The sequence below is a fragment of the Streptomyces sp. NPDC046712 genome (assembly GCF_040645695.1).
In the GTDB taxonomy this organism is placed as follows: Bacteria; Actinomycetota; Actinomycetes; order Streptomycetales; family Streptomycetaceae; genus Streptomyces.
This window is the reverse complement of record NZ_JBEYYW010000006.1, coordinates 49488-65663: the sequence shown is the minus strand read 5'-3', so window position 1 is coordinate 65663 and position 16176 is coordinate 49488. Positions and strand designations below refer to the sequence as shown.

The window sequence follows — 16176 nt, the reverse complement described above, 5'->3', positions numbered from 1 at the left end:
CCTGAGGGACTTAGCGGTAGGACGCTTTGGTACGGATACGGGAGACGGCGAGCAGGACGAGCAGGGTCGCGGCCATGAGGACCACGGCGAGCGCCGAGCCGGTGAAGAGGGAGCCGCGATCGGTGGCCGTGAAGATCAGCACCGGGAACGGCAGCCAGTCCGGCGGGTAGAGCATCATCGTGGCGCTCAGCTCACCCATGGACAGGGCGAAACAGAGCCCGGCGGCCGCGTTCAGGGACGGCAGCAGGAGCGGCAGTTTCACCCGGAGCAGGACGTACGAGGGGCGGGCGCCGAGACTGGCCGCCGCCTGCTCGTACATCGGGTCGAGACGGAGGATGGCGGCCGAAACCGACTGGTGGGCGAACGCCGTGACAAGAATGGTGTGCGCGAGGATCACGATCCAGCGCGTGCCGTTCAGGAGCACGGGCGGCTGCGAGAAGGCCACCAGGACGGCGAGGCCGACGACGACCGAGGGCACGGCGACCGGCAGCATGAAGAGCGCGTCGAGGACCCTTCTGCCCTTGGTACGGAGGGCTGCCGCGGCGAGCGCCGCCCAGGTGCCGATGGTCAGGGCGAGCAGGCTCGCGGTGACGGCGGTGACCAGGCTGGTGGTCAGCGCCTGAAGCGACTCGCCTCGTACGGCCGCCGAGTAGTGCTCCGCCGTGGGCCCGGAGGGGAAGGCCCCGGACCAGTTCGTGGAGAACGAGGCGGCGAGGATCACGAGGAGGGGCAGGGCGAAGAGCGGCACGAACAGGACCGCGAACAGGGTCCAGGCCGTCCATCTGCCCGTACGGCTATGCACCAACACGCTTGCTCACCACCCGGTAGAGGCCGTAGAGGCCGACGGAGATCGCGACGTTGACGACGGCGACGACGCAGGCGGCGGCGTAGTCGGACTCGAGGATCGCCTTGCCGTAGACGAGCATCGGGAGGGTCGTGACGCCCTTGGCGCCGGTGAAGAGGACGATCCCGAACTCGTTGAGGCACATGACCAGGACGAGGCTCCCGCCGGCGGCGAGCGCGGGCAGCGCCTCGGGCAGGATCACCCGCCGGACGATCCGCAGCGGCTTCGCGCCGAGGGAGGACGCCACTTCCAGCTGGGCGGTCTCCATCTGCGAGAACGCGGCGAGGAGCGGGCGCATCACGAAGGGCGTGAAGTACGTGATCTCGGCGAGGAGGACACCCCACGGGGTGGTCAGGAACTGGAAGGGCCCGGAGCCCGACTCGGCGCCGGTGAGGTCCGTCCACACGCCGTTGGCCATGCCGACCGTGCCGTAGAGGAACAGCAGCGCGAGCGTGATCAGGAAGGAGGGGAAGGAGAGGAACACGTCGATGAACTTCGACACCGCCTTCCCCCCGGGGAACGGCACGAACGCGATGACGAGGGCGAGGACGAACCCGAGGACCAGACACCCGACGGTGGCCCCGACGGCCAGCCAGACGGTGGTGCCGAGCGCCTCACGGAAGGCCGCCGAGGAGAACACCTCGGCGTAGGCCCCGGGGGCGAGGGACTCCTGGACGACGAGGGCGAGGGGATAGAGAAAGACGAGCGCGAGCACGGCGACGGGCGGCAGGGCCCACAACATCGTTGTGGGCATACGTTCCGCAGGGGCGGAACGGGTGGGCACAACGGACGGCGCCTTTGCGGGCTCGTCCGCCCCATGTGCCCCGCCACGAGGCCGCTCAGCCGTCATGACCGGTGCGGACGGGTCACCCATCGGACACCCCGGCCCCGAGCAGCACCCCGTCCTCCGGCGCGAAGTGCAGGGTGACCTCGTCCCCGAGCGCCGGCGTCTCCCGCAGCTCCCGGACGTCCGCCTTGACGCGGTGCCCGTCGACATCGACGTACAAGCGATGCGTCGCCCCCCGCCACTGGACCTCGGCGATTCGGCCCCGCAGGGCATTCGGCCCCTCTCCGAGGCCGACCAGGTGCGGGCGGACGCACAGGGTGGCGCCCGCGCCCGGGGCCACGCCGGCGACCGGGACCTTGAGCGCGACGCCCCCGAAGGAGACCCCGTCCGCACCCACCACCACCGGCAGCAGATTCGCGTTGCCGACGAACGACGCCGTGAACTCCGTACGCGGACGCCGGTACAGGTCCTGCGGCGTGCCGCAGTCCTGAAGCCGGGCCTTGTCCATGACGGCGATCCGGTCCGCGAGCGTCAGCGCCTCGACCTGGTCGTGGGTGACGTACAGGATCGAGACGTCCGGCAACTCCCGGTGCAGCCGCGCCAGTTCCGCCAGCATCCCGGAGCGCAGCTGCGCGTCCAGCGCGGACAGCGGCTCGTCGAGCAGCAGCACGTTCGGTCTGATGGCCAGCGCCCGCGCGATGGCGACCCGCTGCTGCTGTCCGCCGGACAGCTCGCGCGGGTGGCGCTTCGCGAACGCCGCCATCCCGGTCATCTCCAGGGCCTCGGCGACCCGCCCGGGTATCTCGCCCTTCGGCACCTTCTGCGCCTTCAGACCGAAGGCGACGTTGTCCTCGACCCGCATGTGCGGGAAGAGGGCGTACTGCTGGACGACCATCCCGATCCCCCGCCGGTACGGCGGGAGTCCGGTGACGTCACGGTCGCCGATGAACACCCGTCCTGAGACGGGCTGCACGAACCCGGCGACCGCCCTCAGCGCGGTCGTCTTGCCGGAGCCGGAGGGCCCGAGGAGGGCCATGACCTCGCCGGGCTCGACGGTCAGGTCGAGCGCGTCGAGAACGATGTTGCTCCCGTACCTGACGGTGACCGCGTCGAAGCGGATCCCGCTGGTCATATCGCTTCCCCGGCGAGCAGACCGGGCAGCTCCGCGACCGACGCGAGGACGTGCGTGGCGCCGTGCTCCTTGAGCGCCGCCTCGTCGTGCGCCCCCGTCAGGACGCCCGCCACGATCCCGGCGCCCGAGCGGACCCCGCTGAGCATGTCGTACGAGGTGTCGCCCGCGGCCACCACCTGCCGGACGTCGTCCACGGCTCCCGTACGGAGGAAGGCCGCGAGGACCATGTCCGGGTACGGGCGCCCCCGGCCGCCCGCGTCCGCCGGGCAGAGGGTCAGCTCGACCAGGTCCCGCCAGCCGAGCGCGTCGAGGATCGCGTCCTGGGTGACCCGGGCGAAGCCGGTGGTGAGGACGACCGTCCGGCCCTGGTCCTTCAGTTCGGCGATCGCCTCGGCCGCGCCCGGGATCGGGGCGATGAGGCCACCGGCGACCAGCTCTCCGTACGCCGACTCGAAGGCGAGGTTGGCCTGCTGGGCGCGGGTCTCGTCGCCGCCGAAGAGGTGGCGGAAGACGGAGATCTTGGACTCGCCCATGGTGGCGCGGACGTAGTCGATCATCGTGGCCGGGTCTTCGCCGAGGCGCTCGGCGGCGGCCGTGAAGGCCTGCTCGACGAGGCCGCCGTCGGCGACGGTCGTGCCGGCCATGTCCAGTACGACGAGGTTCGTCGGGGTCATCGGGATCACCAGCCCAGTTCGTTCGCGGTCGTCTCGGCGATGGCGGGCGAGCAGGTCATGCCGCGCCCGCCAGGGCCGGTCACCAGCCACACGCCGTCGCGGACCTGCTGGCGGTGCACGACCCGGCTGGTGTCGGTGCACTGCGCGTACACGCCCGCCCAGCGCCGCCGGATCTTCGGCAGCGGGCGGCCGAGGAAGGACTCCACGACGCGGATGAGGTGCTCGTAGGGGTCTTCGAGGGTGTCGAAGGCGAAGGGGTGCTCGTACTCGTGGGTGTCGCCGATGGTCAGTCCGCCGTCGAGGCGCTGCACCATCAGGAGCTGCATCTTGTGCGCGACTGCGGTCGGGTCCTGCGCCTGCCCGGCGTTGAGGGCGTCCAGCGCCTCGGACCGGTACGCCGGGTAGTAACGGAAGGAGTCGGCGTCGGCGACGGAGGTGGTGAGCGGCTCACCGAGGGGGTCGGTCTGCATCATCTGCAGCCGGACGCGGCGGACCGGGATCTCGCCGGCGATCTCACGGACGAGGCCGGTGAGCGCGGCGCCGGTGCAGAGGACGACGGCGTCGCCGGTGTGGATCTCGCCGCGGTCGTCGCGTACGGAGTTCCCGCCGATGACGTCGCGCGCCTCGCGGTTCGGCAGGAAGGTGTACTTCCCGGTGGCCAGAAGGGCCTCACGCAGGGCGAGTTGGGCGGTGCGCGGCTCGACCGCGGCGTCCCGCTCGCACCACAGGGCGGCCTCGAACGTCCCGCGCAGGGCCGGGTTGACGGCGCGGGCCTCGTCGGCGGTCAGCAGCTTGTAGCCGCGGGCCGCGGCGTCGGGCCGGGCGAGGGCGGCCTCGGCGACGGCCAGCTCCAGGTCGTTGCGCACGGGGGTGAGCGAGCCGATCGCCCGGAAGCCGAGTCCGGGGACGCGGGCGCCGATGCCCTCCCACAGGTCGCGGGCGCGCAGCGCGGTGTCCAGCTCCTCTCCGCCCGCGCGGCCGCTCACCCATATCTGTCCGAAGTTGCGGAGGGAGGCTCCGCGCGCCTCGGCCTCGCGCTCGATGTGTACGACCTCGTGGCCGCGTTCCACTGCGTGCCAGGCGTGCATGGTTCCCACCACGCCGGCTCCTACGACGATCACCTTCATGCCGTTCACGGTCCTGGGGGTCGGTGACCCGGACGGATCCGGTGGGCAACGGGACGGTGAACGGCCCGACAAGGATGGCCTAGACCCGTTACCTTCTCGTTATCAACGGTGGAGTGGTTGTCCCCTGTCGCGGCTTACGGTCGGTCAGCCCTGGTGGCCCAGGTGCGCGGTGAAGCTGAAGCGGTCGCCGCGGTAGAGCGTGCGGACGCGTTCCAGGGGCCGGCCGGAGGTGTCCCGGGAGACCCGGTGGATCAGCAGCATCGGGAGCGCGGGCGGGGTGCCGATGAGCAGGGCCTCGCGAGGGGTGGCGAGGACGGTCTCGATCCGCTCGTCGGCGTCGCCGAACGTGATGCCGAGCTGCTCGCGGAGATAGGCGTAGAAGGAGGAGTCGGGGTCGAACTCGGTGTCCAGGCGCGGGGCGCGGGCCTCGGAGACGTACGTGCTCTCCAGACCGACCCGCTCGTCGTCGGCGAGCAGCACCCGCTCCATGTGCCAGACGGGCTCGCCGCGTCGGACCCCGATCTCGGGCGCGAGGGCGTCGGGGCAGGGGAAGCGGTCGAGGGAGATGAGCGTACGGCCGGGGCGGCGGCCCTGACGGCGTACGCCTTCGGTGTAGCTGGCGAGCGAGAGCGGCTGCTCCAGCTTGGGCCCGGCGACCACGGTCCCCCGCCCCTGACGGCGCAGCCGCCCTTCCAGCAGCAGCTCCCGCAGGGCCTGCCGGACGGTCTCCCGGGAGACCTCGTAACGGAGGGCGAGATCCCGCTCGGTGGGCAGGAGCCCACCCTCCCCCAACTCGTCGATCAGCGAGGCGACCTTGGCCTTCACCGCGTAGTACTTGGGGATACGGCCGTGCTCGGGGATGCCGGAGCGGATGGGGGCGCCAGGTGCCTGGTCGTTCGGGTAGTCCACGGGGGGATGCTCGCAGATGGGAATGAACGGGAGGGTGTACGGAGAGTGGAGCGGGGGCGCGCAGTTCAGGCGCCCGTGTGGGCAATCGTCCCGCTGGGGCGGGACGGGTGGGCACACGGGACGGCGCCCTTGCGGGCGCGTTCCGCTCATGGCCCCCGCACCCCGAGACCGCCGCACGCACAGGGTCCTCGGGGTGGACGTAGACCCACGAACGGAGGCGCCCGCCCGCTAGCCCGCGCCGTGGCGCCGCCTGCGGCGAGCGACGACGAACAGGCCGGCACCCGTGAGAAGCAGCGCACCCGACGCGGCGGCGACGACCGACTCAGCTCCTGTGAGCGCCAGTTCGGGACGGGTCGGGACGGGCGGGAGGCCCGTATCGCCCTTCGACGGGACCGGGACAGGGACAGGGACAGGGACCGGGACCGGGACCGGGACCGGGACAGGAGCCGGAACCGTCCCGCCGTCCTTGCGCCCGGGATCCCCGGGCCCGTCCGGCGCGATGGTCAGACGGAAGTCGTCGGACTCACCGACCCAGTCCCCGTCGTCGCCCCGGCGCTGCACGATCGCCGCGTTGGCGAGGACCTCGTTGGGGGCGGTGCCGGCACGGAACGCGAGGCGGACGCCGACCGTGACCGTGCCGCCCGCGGGGACGTCGAAGCCGGGGAAGTCGGCGAACACCCCGACGTTCTCGTCCTCCTCCGTCTTCTCGAACCGGACCGGGCGCCAACGGCTCGCCTCGGAGTCGTAGAAGTCGAGCTGGATCTGGTCGGGTTGGAGGACCCGGTCGCGGTCGGCGAGGGCCAGGACCGGGTGGATGCTGTGGCAGGGCTCGGTGGTGGTGTTGGTGAGGTCGACCTCGAAGGTACGGAAGCCGGCGCCCGGAACGTAGGGGCCGGGGCTGCCGTGGATCCTCGTGTCGAGGGGGAACTCGGGGTCGGTCGCCCTGCCGCAGGTGGGGGGTTTCTCCCGGCGCTCGGCTTCGGAGTCGGCACCGGATCCCGGGCTGGGACGGGAGCTCGGGGCGGCGCCCGGGCCTGGACTCGAGCGAGAGCTCAGGCCGCCACTGGAGCCGGAGCCCAGACCGGACCCCAGACCCGAACCCGAGCCGGAGCCCAGATCGGCGCCCAGCCCCGAACCCGAGCCGGAGCCCAGACCGGAGCTCAGACCGGACCCCAGCCCCGGATCCGAGCCGGACCCCAGCCCCGGACCCGAGCCGGAGCCCAGATCGGCGCCCAGGCCCGGACTCGGGCCACTGCCCGGGCCGGAGTTCGGGCCACTGCCTGGGCCGGAGTTCGGGCCGCTGAGCGGGGCGGGGTCCGCCGACGACGGGGCGACGGCGAGCGCGAGGACGGCGGTTCCGGTCGTCGCCGCGGTCACACCGAGGGCGAGGGCGTTGCGCATTCGCATGGGCGGGTGCCTTTGCTGCTCGCGGGCGTACGGGACGGCCGCGACGCTGCCACGCGGGCGCGGCCGAGCCGGGGAGCGACGCGGCGCGTGCCCCTGGACGCCCGCACATTCCGCCCGATCAGCCTATTTTCCGAAGATCGGAGCGAGGATCAGCTGCGCCGCCCCTTCGGCGACGACGTGCGGGGTGGCGGTGCCCGCGACCGGGGTGTCCCGGCCCGCTCCGGCGAGGACCGCGCCGACCCCGTGCGCGAAGACCTCGGGCGCGGCGGTGACGGCCCGGCCGCCGAGGACGACGCGGTCGATGTCAAGGAGCCGTACGAGGTTCGCGGCGCCGACACCGAGGATCCGGGCCGCCTCGGGGAGGTCGCCGCGGGCCACGGCCGCCAGGCAGAGGACCTCCAGGCAGCCGCGCCCGCCGCAGTCGCAGGGCGGCCCGTCGAGCTGGACGGTCTGGTGCCCGAACTCCCCGGCCCCGGTCCTCGCGCCCCGGTGGAGCGCGCCGCCCAGGACGAGGCCGGAGCCGAGCCCCGTACCGAGATGGAGGTACGCGAACGAGTCGGCGACCGGGGCGCGGAGGGCGAGCCCGAGGGCGGCGGCGTTGGTGTCCTTGTCGAGTTCGACCGGCAGCCCGAGCCGCCGCGTGAGCTCGTCCCGCAACAGGACCCCCTCCCACTCCGGGTAACCGGTGACCCGCCCGGGGGTGCCGGTGAGGTGATCGAGGGGCCCGGGCATCGCGACCCCGACGCCGAGCACGGCGGGGACCGGGGGTGCGGGGGTCGCAGGGGTCGCAGGGCCTTCAGGAGACTCAGCGGCCTCCGCCCCCGGCGTGGCGGTCTCCGACCCAGGCGCGACGGCCTCCACACCCGGCGTGGCGGCCTCCGCCCCCTCCGCGACGGCCTCCGCCCCCTCCGCTGCGATCGCCGCCCCCGGCGCGTAGCCCTCCCGTAGCGCCCCCACCTCCCGCTCCACCGCCTCGAACACCGCGTCCGCGCCCGCGCCCAGGTCCAGCGGGGCGCGGCGCAGGGCCACCCGTACCCCCGCGAGGTCCACCAGGACGGCCGTCAGCTCGTCGCGGTCCAGGTGCACCCCCACGCCGTGTGCCGCCGAGGGAACCAGCCGCAGGACGGTCCGCGGTTTGCCGCCGGTCGAGGCGCGGTGGCCCGCCTCCCGTGCCAGGCCCTCCGCCCGGAGCCGCGCCGTGATCTTGCTGACCGCCTGCGGGGTGAGTCCGGTGCGCTCCGCCAGCTCCAGGCGGCTGATCCCGGCCTCCCCCGCCGTACGCAGCAGATCGAGCACCAGCGCGGCATTGTGGCTGCGCAGCGCCGGCAGATTGGCTCCCGTCACACTCCTGTTCACGGCGCCATTGTCTCCCGCGCTTGCACTTTGGCAACAGCGTTGCTTAAGTACGGTTCATGACTGGCACCGACACCGCCCCCCTCCGCGTCGGACTCGTCGGCTACGGCCTCGCGGGCTCCGTCTTCCACGCCCCGCTGATCGCCGCCACCGAGGGCCTCGTCCTCGACACCGTCACGACCGGCAACCCGGAGCGCCAGGCGCAGGCTCGCGCCGCGCACCCCGGCGTACGGGTCGCGGACGCCCCCGAAGAGCTGTGGGCGCGGGCGGACGAGCTCGATCTGATCGTCGTCGCCTCCCCCAACAAGACGCACGTGCCGATCGCCACCGCCGCGCTCGAGGCGGGGCTCCCGGTCGTCGTGGACAAGCCGGTCGCCGGCACCGCCGCCGAGGCGCGTGCGCTCGCCGCCCTCGCCGAGGAGCGGGGCCTGCTGCTCTCGGTCTTCCAGAACCGCCGCTGGGACAACGACTTCCTCACCCTGCGCGCGCTCCTCGCGGACGGCACGCTCGGTGACGTGCAGCGTTTCGAGTCGCGCTTCGAGCGCTGGCGTCCGCAGCTCAAGGGTGGCTGGCGCGAGTCCGGCGCACCGGAGGAGATCGGCGGGCTGCTGTTCGACCTCGGCAGCCATGTCGTCGACCAGGCTCTCGTCCTCTTCGGGCCGGCCGTGCGGGTGTACGCGGAGTCGGACGTCCGCCGCCCCGGCGCCGAGGCCGACGACGACACGTTCTTCGCCATCACGCACGCGAACGGTGTCCGCTCCCATCTGTACGTGAGCGCCACGACCGCCCAGCTCGGCCCGCGCTTCCGGGTCCTGGGCTCGGGCGCCGGCTTCGTGAAGTACGGCCTCGACCCCCAGGAGGCCGACCTGCGCGAGGGCCTGGTGCCGGCGCCCGGAGCGCCGTGGGGTGTGGAGCCGGAGTCGATGTGGGGCACCCTCGGCGCCGGGGAGTCCCCGCTGACCGGCGGCGGCGCCCCGGTCGAGACGCTGCCGGGCGACTACCCGGCGTACTACGCGGCCGTCGCCGCCGCCCTCCGCGGAACCGGTGAGAACCCGGTCACCGCCCACGAGGCCGCCGCCGCCCTGGACGTCCTCGAGGCGGCCCGGCGCTCGGCCCGCGAGGGAATCGTGGTGTCCCTGTGAGCGAGGTCGCCACGCTGGAGGCGCAGGAGCGGAACCTGACCCTCCCCCACTTCACATACGAGGACGCGTGGGCGCTCGGCACGCTCCTCGTCGGCCTGGCGCGCGAGCGCCGCGCGCCCGTCGCGATCGACATCCGGCGCGGCGCGCAGCAGCTCTTCCACTGCGCGCTGCCGGGGTCCAGCGCGGACAACGACGCCTGGATCGATCGCAAGCGGCGGGTCGTCGAGCGGTACGGCGAAAGCTCGTTCCTCGTCGGTGCCCGGTTCCGGGCCAAGGGCACGACGTTCGAGCAGTCCTCGCGCCTCGACCCCGACCGGTACGCCGCCCATGGCGGCTCGTGCCCGATCGCGGTCGAGGGCGCGGGGGTGATCGGCTCGGTCACCGTGTCGGGGCTGCCCCAGGCCGAGGACCACGCGATGGTCGTCGAGGCCCTGGGCCGGCTGCTCGTCGACCTCGCCGACAACGGCGTACACGACGACCACGACAGCCACGACGGAGACGACGTCCGCGACAGCCACGACCGTACGGACTGACCGCTACGCGTCCTTGAGCTCCTGGCGCTGGCGGCCGAGACCCTCGATCTCCAGCTCCACGACGTCACCGGCCCGCAGGTACGGCTTCGGCTCCGGCTGTCCCATCGCGACGCCCGCCGGCGTACCGGTGTTGATGATGTCGCCGGGGTACAGGGTCATGAACTGGCTGACGTACCGCACGACCTCCGCGACCGGGAAGATCTGGTCGGAGGTGTGGCCGTCCTGCTTCAGCTCGCCGTTGACCCAGAGCTTGACCGACAGCGCCTGCGGGTCCGGGACCTCGTCGGCGGTGACCAGCCACGGGCCCAGCGGGTTGAACGTCTCGCAGTTCTTGCCCTTGTCCCAGGTGCCGCCCCGCTCGATCTGGAACTCGCGCTCCGAGACGTCGTGGGCGACGGCGTAGCCGGCGACGTGCGCGAGGGCCTCCTCGTCGGTCTCCAGGTAGCGGGCGGTGCGGCCGACGACGATCGCCAGCTCGACCTCCCAGTCCGTCTTGGTGCTGCGGCGCGGTACGAGCACGGTGTCGTCGGGGCCCACGACCGTGTCGGCGGACTTCAGGAAGACGACGGGCTCCTCCGGGGTCGCGGCACCGACCTCGGCGGCGTGGCCGTGGTAGTTCAGCCCGATGCACACGACCTTGCCGATCCGGCCGACCGGCGGGCCGATCCGCAGCCCGGTCGCGTCGAGCGCGGGCAGCACCCCGGCCGCGACGGCGGCCCGGATCCGGTCGAGCGCGGACGCGTCGGCCAGCAGGCTGCCGTCGACGTCGTCGACCAGGGCCGACAGGTCGCGCAGCGTCCCGTCCTGGTCGAGCAGGGCGGGGCGCTCGGCACCCGCCGGCCCGACTCGCAGCAGCTTCATGGTCTTCTCCCTGTGGTCGAGGTGGGCCCGGGGTCGGGCCCTGGTGAGCCCCGGCCGATGGAGTGCGGCCATCGGAGATATCGGAGGGTTGGTCGATCCTCCAAGAGAACCGACCACTCTGCAAGACCCCGTTCACGGACTGGACCCTTACGCCTGAGTAGCAAGGACCTTCGTCGGCGGCTGCTCGGGCGGCTGCTCCCGGAAGAGAAGGGCCCGCTCGAAGACGGTCCAGGTGGTGCTGGTGACGACGTAGAGCGCGGCGGCGAGCGGGACGACGGCGACCGTGATCAGGGTGGCGAAGGAGAGCAGCGGCATCACCTTGTTGATCGTGTCCGCGCCCGGTGTCGCCGGGAGTCCGGTGTCCAGGGGCTGCGCGGCGAGCTGCCGCTTCGTACGGCGGTAGTTGAACGCCGCCACGGCGGCGACGATCGCGAAGAGCACGAGGTAGACCTGGCCGGCCGGGCCGAAGGCGCCGCCGTGGCCGAGGGCGTCGGCCCAGTGGTCACCGAGCGGGGCCGCGAAGAGGGTGTGGCCGGCCATCCGATCGCCGGAGAACAGGTGGTACATGAGGAGGAACGCCGGCGCCTGGAGGAGGCTCGGCAGGCAGCCGGCGAAGGGCGAGACCTTCTCCTTCGCATGCAGCTCCATGACCGCCTTCTTGAGCCGCTCGGGGTCCTCGGCGTGCTTGGTGCGCAGCTCGGCGAGTTGCGGGGCGATACGGGTACGGGCCTTCTGGCCGCGGGCGGCGGCCCGTGAGAGCGGGTGGATCGCGAGCCGGACGAGCATCGTGAACAGGACGATCGCGGCGGCGGTAGCGGTGGTGGCGAAGAGCGGCTGGAGCAGGTCGGCGAGCTGCTCGACCAAGGAGGCGAAAACGGACATGGGAGCCCTCCGGGGGGTCTCGTCGTGCCGGGAGATGTACGGATCGGCATGACGGAACCGCGCGGGCTGGTGTGTGCAGTCTCCCTACGCGGCCGTCGGGAGGGGACGGCCGGGTGCTCGGGGCCTTCGGCGGCCGGAGGCGTCGGGATCGCGCTGCGGCAGGAAGGCGGTGCGCCGCTCGCGGTCGCGCAGGGCGGTGCGTACCCGGGTGGGAGCCACGGGCGGGGCCGCGGGGGCGCCGAGCAGGGCGCAGACGACGGTGGTCGCGGCGAGGGCGACGGCGGCGGAGACGCTCGAACCGTCGGAGAGGAGGAGATCGGCGAGGGCGAGCAGGAAGAAGAGCGGAGCGATGACACGCGGGAACAGATCCCTGATCATCTCCGCCTCCTTTCGCACCCGTTCACGTCTCTCAGCCGTTATACACGATCGGCTTCGAGCGGGACGAGAAGGCGGCGGGGCCGGAGCAGGGCGCGGCTGACCGGATCGGCGGGGGCCGGATCGAGCCCGGCGCCGGGCCGCATCTCGACCTCGGCGGGCGGTACGGGGATCCGGCAGGTGGGGCATTCGCCGTACGAGCCGAGTTCGGTGCCGCAGGCGGCGTGGTGGAAGTGGCGCAGGACGGGGGAGCCGGGCACCTCCTCGCGCCCCCAGAGTCCGAGCGAGCGCACGACGGGCCAGAGGGCGAGGCCCCGGTCGGTCAGGACGTACTCCTCGCGCGGCGGCGCGTCCTGGTAGCGGCGCTTGTCCAGGACGCCGGCCTCGACGAGGGCCTGGAGGCGGGCGGCGAGGACGGCGCGGGGCAGGCCGAGGTGAACGAGGAAGTCGTTGTAGCGGCGGACGCCGTAGAAGGCATCGCGGACGAGGAGCAGGGTCCAGCGTTCACCGACGACTTCGAGGGCGCGGGCGATGGAGCACTGCTGTGCCGCGTAGTCCTTTCCGAGGGCCATGGGCCGAGCGTACCGCGCGTGGGTTCATTGACCGAACCTAGGAGGAGAGGGTTCAATGACTGAACTGACACGTCACTGACGCCCGTCGGTGGCACCCGCCACCGATGCACGCCACCGTCACTCGTCACCGATGCACGCCGCTGACACCCGCTCCCGCCACCCGTCACCGATGCACGCCAACTGACACCCGCCCCCGCCACCCGTCACCGATGCACGCCAACTGACACCCGCCCCCGCCACCCGTCACCGATGCACGACCACTCATGCACGTCACTGATGCACGTCACTGATGCACGTCGAGACGATTCGCAGAGGTCCCGCATGCCCACGCCCCAGCTCGCGTCCGTCACCACCCCCGCCCCTTCGCACCCGCGCCCCGGGGCCACCCTCGCCGTCACCAGCGCCGCCACGACGGTCGCGCTGATGAACTACACGGCCCCGATGCTCACCCTCCCGGACATGGCCGCGTCCTTCGCCACCCCGGCCTCGGCGCAGGCGTGGCTGCTCAACGGCACCCCGCTCGGCCTCGCCGTCGTCCTCCTGCTCGCCGGCAGCCTCGCCGACGACCACGGCCGGCGCCGGGTCTTCGTGCTCGGCACCCTCGCCCTCGGGCTCACCACCGGACTCGGCGCCTTCGCGACCTCCACGCTCACCTTCACTCTCGCCCGTGTCGCCCAGGGCGCGGCGAGCGCGGCCGTCCTGGCGAGCAGCCTGGGGCTCCTCGCCCACGCCTTCCCGTCCGGCCGGGACCGGGTGCGGGCGACCGGCGTGTGGGGCGCGTTCGTGAGCGCCGGAATCGCGCTCGGCCCGCTGCTCGCGGGCGGACTGAGCCTGATCGACTGGCGCCTCGCGTACGACGTGCTGGCGGTGGCCGCGCTCGTGGTCGCCGCGCTGGGCACGCGTACCCTCACCGAATCCCGCGCTCCGCGCGGCGGCCGGCCCGACATCGCCGGCGCGCTCGCCCTCGGCCTGGCGCTCGCCGCCCTGCTCACCGCGCTCACCCTGGGCCGGGACGGCTGGCTGCGCGCGCCGGTGGGCCTGCTCGCGGGCGCCGCGGTGGCGCTGGGCGCAGTCTTCGTGGCGATCGAGCGCCGGAGCTGTACGCCGATGATCGACCTGGCGCTGTTCCGCCGCCCGGCGTTCCTCGCGGCCACGTCCGGGGCGCTGTTCACCGGCCTGGCGGTGATCGGCCTGTTCAGCTTCCTTCCGGCGCTGCTCCGGCGCGGTCCGGGGATGTCGCCGCTCGGGGCGGCGTGGATGTTCGTGCTGTGGTCGGGCACGGCGTTCGTCGTGGCCCTTCAGGCCCGCCGCCTGGCGGGCAGGCTGTCTGCCGATAACCAGCTGGCGGCCGGCTTCGCCCTGTCGGCGGTGGGAGTCCTCGGCCTGCTGGGCTCCTTCTCCGCCGGCGGCTCCTGGCTCCGCCTCCTCCCCGGGCTGTTCGTAGCGGGCGTGGGCAGCGGTCTGCTGAACGCCGCTCTGCCGCGCCTGGCCGTCGACTCCGTACCGCCGGAGCGTGCGGCGATGGGCTCGGGGGCCAACAACACGGCCCGCTACATCGGTTCGTCGGCGGGCGTGGCTCTCACGATCGCGCTCTCCACGGCGGGGGCGGACACGGCGCTGCTCGTGTCGGCGGCGCTGGCGCTGGTGGGGGCGGCCGTCACCGTACGAGTCTCGCCCACACGACGAGCCGGTACGCGGAGCTGAACTCAGGGGTGCAGGTCGTCAGGGTGAGGTAGGAGTCGGGGTCGGAGTACCCGTAGGAGGGCTTGACGAGGGAGCGGGGTACGGGCTGGATGACGCCGGTGTCGCGGGGAGCGGTCTGACCGAGGACCTGATCGACGACGTACGTGTAGCGGCGCTCGCGGGTCTGTATCTCGATCCGGTCGCCCTTCCGGAGCCGGTTGAGGTACCGGAAGGGCTCGCCGTGGGTGTTGCGGTGCCCGGCGAGCGCGACGTTGCCGGGGCGGCCGGGTGAGGCGGTGCCGGGGTACTGCCCCACGTACCCGCGGTCGAGAACGGACCTCTTGCCGACACCGCGGGCGACGGGGGCGGTGAGGCCGATGCGGGCGATGCGGATGATGGCGTAGGCGGAGGAGAGGGGCGGCGCCGCGGACGACGGTTGCGTGCCGGCCGGCGGCGTATCGCGTACGGAGGGCGATACCGAGGGGGAATCCGAGGGCAGTACGGCGGGGGGCTCGGAGGAGGATTCCGAGGGCGGTACGGCAGGTGATCCCTCCCACTCCCGCTCCAGGGCGCGGACCTGCTGGGTGGCCTGCGCACGGGCCTGCTGGTTGGTCCACCAGAGCTGGTGTACGACGAGAAGCAGCAGGACAACCCCGCAGGTGACGACGGCCTCGGCACCCACCCACAGCACGCGGGCGGGTGTGCTCCGCACCCCGCGTGTCTGGACGACGACCGGCACCCTGTCCCGCACGCGGGGCACGATAAGCGCTGACGCGCCAACTCTCCAGGGCCGTACAGCAGTACGGTGGTCGACATGCGCCCCGACACGCCTGCCGCCCACGCCACCGAAGCCGAGCGTCTGCTGCGCACCGCCGAGCGGTACCCGGAGGACCAAGAGGCCCTGTTTCTCCAGGCAGCGGCCCATCTGGAACTGGCGGGCGAGCGCGCGCGAGCGACAGCCCTGTACGACACCCTCCTGTCGTCCTCCGCCCTGTCGAACCCCCACCTGATCCGCTCCCTCAAGGCGGCGAACCTGTGGGAGTACGGCCACGAGGCGGAGGCGCGGGCGATCATCGAGGGCGTCCGGGCGGCGCGCCCGGCGGAGGCGTCCCCGTGGGAGATCATCGCGGAGACGCTGGAATCCCACGACGAGCTGGAACTGTCGGAGACGGTGGCGACGGAGGCGGCGACGCTCCTGGCACCGGAGTCATCGCCGGGGGACCTCCCCCACCCCACCCGCTCCCTGCTCACCACACGCCACCGCATCCGCCGGATGCTGGCGCTCCCGCACGACCACTGGGACACCCTGGCGGACGCCCTCCACCCGGCGGAGGTCCCCCTGGACGAGCTCCACGACCCGAAGCGCCTGTGGTCCCTGGGCTCCTCGGACCCGGCGGAACTCCAGGCCGAGATCACCCGCCTCCGCAGCGAACTGGGCTCCTACCGCACGGCCCTCTCCCGCCCCTTCCCGGTGGCGGTCCTGCACTGGCCGGAGGCGGAACTGGACGAACTCCTGGCGTCGTACCCGGAACTCGAATCCGAGTACCCCACCTACCGCGCCCACCTCACGGACATCGAAGCCTCCCTCCGCGAACTCTCCGCGGCGGGCACCCCGAACCTGGGCATCGTCCCGGCGACGGTCCCCTCCTACGAGGCCTTCGCCGCCTCCGAATCCACCTCCCCCGCCAACGCCTCCCTCCTCCCCCAATACGCCACCACCCTGGCCGCCCGCGGCCGCGCGATGGAGTGGCCGCCGGCGAGGGGGGCGGAGTGCTGGTGCGGCTCGGGCCGGACGTACGGGGAGTGCCACGGGGCGGACTAGGCGCCTGCGAAAGCGAGGCCTGGACCGTGCTGTGTTCTGGGGCCTGTTGGTGCCCTGATAAGCCAGTGTTACG

General features: G+C 72.9%; 17 protein-coding genes. 4 read left to right on the top strand and 13 right to left on the bottom strand.

The annotated features are described in order from the left end of the window. Positions 1 to 10 precede the first annotated feature (10 nt). The 8 genes from ABZ939_RS10515 to ABZ939_RS10480 form a co-directional block, all read right to left on the bottom strand. On the bottom strand, positions 11 to 808 hold the full coding sequence (locus tag ABZ939_RS10515) for an ABC transporter permease subunit (protein WP_361851454.1): 798 nt from the start codon (positions 806 to 808) through the stop codon (positions 11 to 13). After that, positions 795 to 1598: a 2-aminoethylphosphonate ABC transporter permease subunit gene (locus tag ABZ939_RS10510; protein WP_361851451.1), complete on the bottom strand. Its 804-nt coding sequence runs from the start codon at positions 1596 to 1598 to the stop codon at positions 795 to 797. Before ABZ939_RS10510 ends, ABZ939_RS10515 begins: the two co-directional genes overlap by 14 nt. Positions 1599 to 1710: 112 nt before the next feature. Then, positions 1711 to 2763, bottom strand: coding sequence for an ABC transporter ATP-binding protein (locus ABZ939_RS10505; RefSeq protein WP_361851448.1), 1053 nt, complete (start codon positions 2761 to 2763; stop codon positions 1711 to 1713). After that, positions 2760 to 3437 carry a phosphonatase-like hydrolase gene (locus tag ABZ939_RS10500; protein ID WP_361851446.1) on the bottom strand — a complete coding sequence of 226 codons (678 nt, stop codon included), beginning with the start codon at positions 3435 to 3437 and terminating at the stop codon, positions 2760 to 2762. Before ABZ939_RS10500 ends, ABZ939_RS10505 begins: the two co-directional genes overlap by 4 nt. A 5-nt stretch (positions 3438 to 3442) precedes the next feature. Then, entirely contained in the window at positions 3443 to 4564 is a 1122-nt protein-coding gene (locus ABZ939_RS10495) for a TIGR03364 family FAD-dependent oxidoreductase (protein ID WP_361851443.1), read from the bottom strand. Positions 4565 to 4708: 144 nt separating this feature from the next. Then, on the bottom strand, positions 4709 to 5473 hold the full coding sequence (locus tag ABZ939_RS10490; protein ID WP_361851441.1) for a GntR family transcriptional regulator: 765 nt from the start codon (positions 5471 to 5473) through the stop codon (positions 4709 to 4711). Between the two features lie 228 nt (positions 5474 to 5701). After that, positions 5702 to 6880 (bottom strand): LPXTG cell wall anchor domain-containing protein, encoded by a 1179-nt coding sequence (locus tag ABZ939_RS10485; protein WP_361851438.1) that lies wholly within the window; start codon positions 6878 to 6880, stop codon positions 5702 to 5704. 123 nt (positions 6881 to 7003) lie between these two features. Next, on the bottom strand, positions 7004 to 8236 hold the full coding sequence (locus tag ABZ939_RS10480; RefSeq protein ID WP_361851435.1) for an ROK family transcriptional regulator: 1233 nt from the start codon (positions 8234 to 8236) through the stop codon (positions 7004 to 7006). A 56-nt stretch (positions 8237 to 8292) separates the two neighbouring features. Here ABZ939_RS10480 and ABZ939_RS10475 point away from each other — a divergent pair, with 56 nt between their 5' ends. Beyond that, positions 8293 to 9375: a Gfo/Idh/MocA family oxidoreductase gene (locus ABZ939_RS10475; protein ID WP_361851432.1), complete on the top strand. Its 1083-nt coding sequence runs from the start codon at positions 8293 to 8295 to the stop codon at positions 9373 to 9375. Then, entirely contained in the window at positions 9372 to 9908 is a 537-nt protein-coding gene (locus ABZ939_RS10470) for a heme-degrading domain-containing protein (protein WP_361851429.1), read from the top strand. The genes ABZ939_RS10475 and ABZ939_RS10470 overlap by 4 nt, the downstream gene beginning before the upstream one ends. A gap of 3 nt (positions 9909 to 9911) precedes the next feature. Here ABZ939_RS10470 and ABZ939_RS10465 read toward each other — a convergent pair whose 3' ends face one another. The 4 genes from ABZ939_RS10465 to ABZ939_RS10450 form a co-directional block, all read right to left on the bottom strand. Next, positions 9912 to 10769: a fumarylacetoacetate hydrolase family protein gene (locus tag ABZ939_RS10465; protein ID WP_361851426.1), complete on the bottom strand. Its 858-nt coding sequence runs from the start codon at positions 10767 to 10769 to the stop codon at positions 9912 to 9914. Positions 10770 to 10916: 147 nt separating this feature from the next. Beyond that, complete coding sequence (gene yidC / locus ABZ939_RS10460) at positions 10917 to 11651, bottom strand: membrane protein insertase YidC (protein WP_361851423.1); 735 nt, start codon at positions 11649 to 11651, stop codon at positions 10917 to 10919. An 84-nt stretch (positions 11652 to 11735) separates the two neighbouring features. Further along, positions 11736 to 12029 carry a DUF6412 domain-containing protein gene (locus ABZ939_RS10455; protein ID WP_361851420.1) on the bottom strand — a complete coding sequence of 98 codons (294 nt, stop codon included), beginning with the start codon at positions 12027 to 12029 and terminating at the stop codon, positions 11736 to 11738. A gap of 38 nt (positions 12030 to 12067) precedes the next feature. Further along, positions 12068 to 12598, bottom strand: coding sequence for a helix-turn-helix domain-containing protein (locus ABZ939_RS10450; RefSeq protein WP_361851417.1), 531 nt, complete (start codon positions 12596 to 12598; stop codon positions 12068 to 12070). Positions 12599 to 12919: 321 nt separating this feature from the next. On the opposite strand from ABZ939_RS10450, the gene ABZ939_RS10445 reads away from it, so the two are divergent. Then, on the top strand, positions 12920 to 14302 hold the full coding sequence (locus ABZ939_RS10445) for an MFS transporter (RefSeq protein WP_361851414.1): 1383 nt from the start codon (positions 12920 to 12922) through the stop codon (positions 14300 to 14302). Here the strand turns inward: ABZ939_RS10445 and ABZ939_RS10440 are convergent. Then, positions 14256 to 15032, bottom strand: coding sequence for a class E sortase (locus ABZ939_RS10440; protein WP_361851412.1), 777 nt, complete (start codon positions 15030 to 15032; stop codon positions 14256 to 14258). The two genes, ABZ939_RS10445 and ABZ939_RS10440, sit on opposite strands and share 47 nt — an antisense overlap. Before the next feature lie 63 nt (positions 15033 to 15095). Here ABZ939_RS10440 and ABZ939_RS10435 point away from each other — a divergent pair, with 63 nt between their 5' ends. Then, positions 15096 to 16103 carry an SEC-C domain-containing protein gene (locus ABZ939_RS10435; protein WP_361851409.1) on the top strand — a complete coding sequence of 336 codons (1008 nt, stop codon included), beginning with the start codon at positions 15096 to 15098 and terminating at the stop codon, positions 16101 to 16103. Positions 16104 to 16176 lie beyond the last annotated feature (73 nt).